This window comes from Acuticoccus sediminis (assembly GCF_003258595.1).
Classification (GTDB): Bacteria; Pseudomonadota; Alphaproteobacteria; order Rhizobiales; family Amorphaceae; genus Acuticoccus; species Acuticoccus sediminis.
The window spans coordinates 1-4,585 of the sequence record NZ_QHHQ01000031.1 but is presented as its reverse complement, the minus strand read 5'-3'; the positions used below and the strand labels follow the sequence as shown (position 1 = coordinate 4,585).

General features: G+C 70.1%; 6 protein-coding genes and 1 pseudogene. 2 read left to right on the top strand and 5 right to left on the bottom strand.

The genetic code is table 11. The annotated features are described in order from the left end of the window. Positions 1 to 43: 43 nt before the first annotated feature. The 3 genes from DLJ53_RS35870 to DLJ53_RS34480 form a co-directional block, all read right to left on the bottom strand. Positions 44 to 367 (bottom strand): hypothetical protein, encoded by a 324-nt coding sequence (locus DLJ53_RS35870; RefSeq protein ID WP_111352829.1) that lies wholly within the window; start codon positions 365 to 367, stop codon positions 44 to 46. 91 nt (positions 368 to 458) lie between these two features. Beyond that, positions 459 to 716 (bottom strand): hypothetical protein, encoded by a 258-nt coding sequence (locus tag DLJ53_RS35030; protein ID WP_146620203.1) that lies wholly within the window; start codon positions 714 to 716, stop codon positions 459 to 461. Between the two features lie 246 nt (positions 717 to 962). Beyond that, positions 963 to 2,381 (bottom strand): CoA transferase, encoded by a 1,419-nt coding sequence (locus tag DLJ53_RS34480; RefSeq protein WP_244935239.1) that lies wholly within the window; start codon positions 2,379 to 2,381, stop codon positions 963 to 965. Positions 2,382 to 2,455: 74 nt separating this feature from the next. On the opposite strand from DLJ53_RS34480, the gene DLJ53_RS34475 reads away from it, so the two are divergent. After that, positions 2,456 to 3,658: a citrate synthase family protein gene (locus DLJ53_RS34475; protein WP_111352827.1), complete on the top strand. Its 1,203-nt coding sequence runs from the start codon at positions 2,456 to 2,458 to the stop codon at positions 3,656 to 3,658. A 3-nt stretch (positions 3,659 to 3,661) separates the two neighbouring features. Here DLJ53_RS34475 and DLJ53_RS34470 read toward each other — a convergent pair whose 3' ends face one another. After that, positions 3,662 to 4,165 carry a LysE family translocator gene (locus tag DLJ53_RS34470; protein WP_111352826.1) on the bottom strand — a complete coding sequence of 168 codons (504 nt, stop codon included), beginning with the start codon at positions 4,163 to 4,165 and terminating at the stop codon, positions 3,662 to 3,664. A gap of 40 nt (positions 4,166 to 4,205) precedes the next feature. On the opposite strand from DLJ53_RS34470, the pseudogene DLJ53_RS34465 reads away from it, so the two are divergent. Further along, positions 4,206 to 4,292, top strand: a pseudogene (locus DLJ53_RS34465) (IS5/IS1182 family transposase); the annotation flags it as partial. 50 nt (positions 4,293 to 4,342) lie between these two features. Here DLJ53_RS34465 and DLJ53_RS35865 read toward each other — a convergent pair. After that, positions 4,343 to 4,585 (bottom strand): hypothetical protein (locus DLJ53_RS35865; RefSeq protein WP_211100746.1); only part of this gene is annotated, 243 nt, incomplete at its 5' end.

The window sequence follows — 4,585 nt, the reverse complement described above, 5'->3', positions numbered from 1 at the left end:
CGCTGATCTCCTCATCCGAAGACCAGCAGGTCCCTTCCGTAGCTTACAGCCCTGTCCGATTTTTCGGGAGCACCTCAGACACCCTGATCCTGCCCCGTTCGAGGGGACACCGATGATAGGCTTTCGAGTCGAGTAAGGAGTGGCCGATGAGCGAGAGGCGGTCGACCGGCTTCTCGCAGGGCAGGCCATTGCGGAAATCGCCAACCAAGCTGCGATCGCCGCCGGCCACATCCTCGTCGCGACGGAACGTCTGCGACGACATGAGTTCGAGTGCTGTCCATACCGCCAGCGTGGCATCGGGCGAGGCCGCAGCCTCGCCATCCGCAGCTCGCTTCGTCGAAGGGTCGATGGCAACCAACTCAATCAATTTTGAAGGTTTCGCGTGTCGGTCGAACTCGACGCGAGAGCGTCGAAGAAGCCCGGCACAGTCTCAGCGCCGGCATCGAGACCGACCAACGTCACCCGGTCGAGGAAGCGGTTGAAGCTCTTGCGTGACGTCTCCGGCCCATCAGGGAGGAGTGGCAAGCCGCGCCGTTGGCGGAGTCGGTCGGCGTCGAGATGTCGGTGATGCACAGCGGGTCCGACGAACACCAGCGCATCGACCGGACTGCGGCAAGGATCGTCGCGCGGATGCGTTCGGACCGGCCTTCACGCTCCAGGCCACCGAGCGTCCCGTCCGCGTCTGCCGCTGCCGTATAGACGAGGACACGCACCATCGTAGGAGGTCGCCTCTCCGCAGCTCCCTTGTCAGAAGTAACAGCACCAAGCTCCACGCAATCAGTCCTCAATCTCATCTCCCAGAGCGGTTAGATCGACCGCCCTGCACCGTCGAGGTCGACAAGAAGTTAGGTGACCGCAATATCGACCAACATCCTTTCGATTTCTCGCGGATAAGAGTGCCATCCGCTTGGGTCCATGAGCACGCCTCTTTCGAGCAGATGATGGGACGGCTGCGTCCATCATTATACAGGGTGATCGACCATCGGGATGGAGGCGCTCCGTTTGCCGCTTCCGTGGCTTCCTTCGCGCGCCTCCCATTCCGCATCGTCCGATTCCAATGGCGCCGCGGGGCGCTCCGGCCACAGGTCGACGGTGAGCGGCGCTGCGATCCGCGCGGCCGGCCCCCAGAAGGTCGCCTCGGTTCTGGCGTCGCTATCGGCCGGCGTTTCGGGCGCCATCGCGGCCTCCTCGCACGAGAGATACCCCATGAGGAGCGCCGCGGTCCGGGCGAGCGACAGGCGGGCCTGCATCGTCTCACCGCTCGTCCGCTGCCGCGTCAGGGCGGACAGGGCGGCCGCCGCCATCAGGTAGCCCGTGGCATGGTCGAGCGCCTGGACAGGAAGCGGCGTCGGACGCGCCTTGCCGAACCGGCGCATCCCGGCTTCGGCGATCCCCGTGCTCATCTGCACCAGACTGTCGAAGCCGCGGCGGCCGCGCCACGGACCCGTCCAGCCGTAGGCGTCGAGCGTCACCTCGATGGCAGTGGGGTTGAGCGAGCGCCTGAGGCTTCCGCCGAAGCCGAGGTCCTCCAGCGCCCCCGGCCGGTAGCCATGCACGAAGACGTGGCAACTCGCGAAGAGCCGGGCGATGCGCTCGCGCCCCTCCAAGCTGCGGGCGTCGACGCGGGCAGAGCGTTTCCCCATCATCACCTCGGGCACGACGCCGAGCTCCTCCCACTCCGGCGGATCGATGCGCAGGACGTCCGCCCCCATCAGGGCGAGAAGGCGCGTCGCGACGGGACCCGCGAGCACCCGCGTCATGTCCAGGACCCTGAGCCCCTGCAGCGGCTTGCGGCCGGGCGACGGATCGAACGCGGCGGCCCCCGCGCCGACCCGCTGCCAGGCGATCAGCGGCTCGGCCGCGACGGCTGTGCCCGCCGCGCCGGCGGCCCACTCGTCGGCCGAGCGCATCGCTGCCGCGCAGCCGCCGGCCGCGACGATCGCGTCCTCCAGCGCCCCCGCCGGCCAGCGCGCGACAGCGTCCGCTACGGCGTCCCGCAAAGCCGGCACGCCGAGGACGGTGAGCGCCGCATCGCGGTGGCGCGGCGCGTTGGTGTGGAGCCGGATCCAGCCGTCCGCGGCCTCGTAGTCGCCCGCGACAGGGTCCCAGGGCGGCGGCGGCGACCATCCTTCCGGCTGCAACGATCCGCCGAACCAGAAGGAGGCGAGGCGGCGATCGACGGCGACCGCGGGCGCGATCCCCACGGTCTGCAGCAGCCCCGCGAGCGCAGCTCCGGCGGCGGCGATGGAGGCGCCCGCGAGGTCGCTAACCGCGAAGGCGGCCGGAAGGCTGCCGGTACCGTGGATTGACACGTCGCGCGGGGTGGGTGCCGCGAGCCCGTCGAGGATTTGGCCCAACATGTCCGCTGCGGGTGTGCTCATCGCTGATCTCTCCATGCTTCTGTCGCGCATTGACGGCGGCCATCAGATATCGTCAATGTTGATTGAATTAATCAATGCGAGGTCCTGTGCAGACGCTATCGAGCGGGGAGGCAGCGGCTTTGCTCGGCGTGAGCCGGCAGACGCTCTACGCCTACGTCAGCCGGGGCCTGATCGCGCCCGTGGAGCGCGGCGGCCAAGCCGGGAGCCGCTACGCCCGCAGCGCCGTGGAGGAGCTGGCGAAGACGCGCCGCCGCGGTCGCCGTCCGCGCGAGATCGCCCGCGCCACGCTCGACTGGGGCGTACCTGTGCTGGAGACGAGCATCACCCGGATCGAGGCCGGCGCCCTCTCGTATCGCGGCCGCGACGCCCTGGCGCTTGCGGCGACGGCCACCTGGGAAGAGGTCGCGGCCCTGCTTTGGCAGATGCCGCTCGCGAGCGTCTTTCCGGACAGCGCCCCCGCCGCGCCCCCGGCACCGTTCGTAGGCCAGGCCGATGCGGAAGTCCTCCTGGCCCGCTTCGCCACCGCCGCGCCGGGCGATGACACCGCCGGCTGGCAACAGGCCCCGGACCGTCTCGCGCAAGGCTGCGGCGCGTTGATTCGGCTCATAGCGGCCGCCGCGCTGGGGACGGCCCCCCGGGCCACCCCCCTCCACCTCCAGTGTGCGGACGCTTGGGGCCTTGACGCGGAGGCGGCCGACCGGGTGCGCGCCGCGCTCGTCCTCTGCGCCGATCACGAGCTCAACGTCTCCGGCTTCACCGCGCGCTGCATCGCTTCGGCGGGGGCGAGCCTGAAGGCGGCCCTCGTCGGAGCGTTGGCTGCACTCTCGGGCGCCCGGCACGGCGGCTCCACGGCGCGCGTTGAAGCCGTGTGGCGGATGCTGGAGAGCGCCCCGGACATCTCCTCCGCGGTGCGCGACGCCCTCGCGGGCGGCATGGAGATGCCGGGCTTCGGCCACCCGCTCTATCCATCCGGCGACATCCGCGCCAAGGCGATCCTGGCCGCCGTCGGCCCGCGCCTCCCCGCCGCCCTCGCGATCGCAGAGGCGGTGCACGACCTCACCGGCCGCGCTCCCAACCTCGACTTCGCCCTCGTCGCACTGCGCCGTGACCTCGGCCTGCCGGAGGGCAGCGCTTTCCTGATCTTCGCCTTCGGACGGGCGGCGGGCTGGATCGCCCACGCTCTGGAGCAGCGCGCGAGCGGCACGCTGATCCGCCCCCGCGCCGTCTACGTCGGCCCGCGCTTCGACCCGGCGGACGACGCCGACGCAGGCGCCTGAGCCTCACCCGCGCAGCGCCAGCAGCAGCCGGGCGCCGAAGACCATGAACAGCGCCCCAACGGCCCGGTCGACGAGCCACCCGAGGCGGCGATACACCCGCCGCACCGGCGCGCGGGAGAAGGTGAGGACGACCGCGCCGTACCATCCGACCTCGATGACGAACGCCGCGGCCAGGATGACGAGCCGCGCGCCAAGCCCGGTCGAGGGCGGTACGGCGGCCGCGTAGAGCCCGACGAAGAACGCGATCCCCTTGGGATTGGAGAGGTTCACGAGGAGCCCCCGCCGCAGCCCCGACCGCCAGCCGGGCCGCGTCGCCGGCAAAGGCTCGGCCGCCGCCGCCGGTCGCGTGCGAACGAGGCGCCAGCCGAGGACAACGAGGTAGAGCCCGCCGAGGACCTGCACCACCCGTGCGAGCCAGCCGACCTCCGACAGAACTACCGCGACGCCCGCCATGGTGAGGGTCGCATAGACCGCGGAGGCGATGGCGAGGCCGAACACGGCGCCCATCCCGACCTGTGGATCGGCGTGGAATAAGGATTGAGCGCCGTTTGACAAGCTGGCCGAGAACTTCCTCGCCATGGTCCAACTCGCCTCAATGCGGCTGTGGCTCCGCGCTAATGAGTCTACGGCCTAGTGCGGCGCACTCCGCATCTGGGGCGATCGCCGCAAGGTTCACGAGGCCCTCTACATCGCCGCCCTCACGGCTTCGCGGCGCGTTCCAAGCCTCATCGACATGAGCGACCGGATGCGCAGCGCAAGGGCAAAGCACTCAGGATCATCCTCATCGCCGTTGCCCGCCAGCTCCTGGTGATCATCAATGCCATGCTGCGCAACAACACCCGAGCTATGGCCGAAGCTGGGTGATGGCGGTTTGAGGAAGGCGGCGTATCGAGGCGGGTGACAAGCCTGCCAGGACCTCCAGAAGGA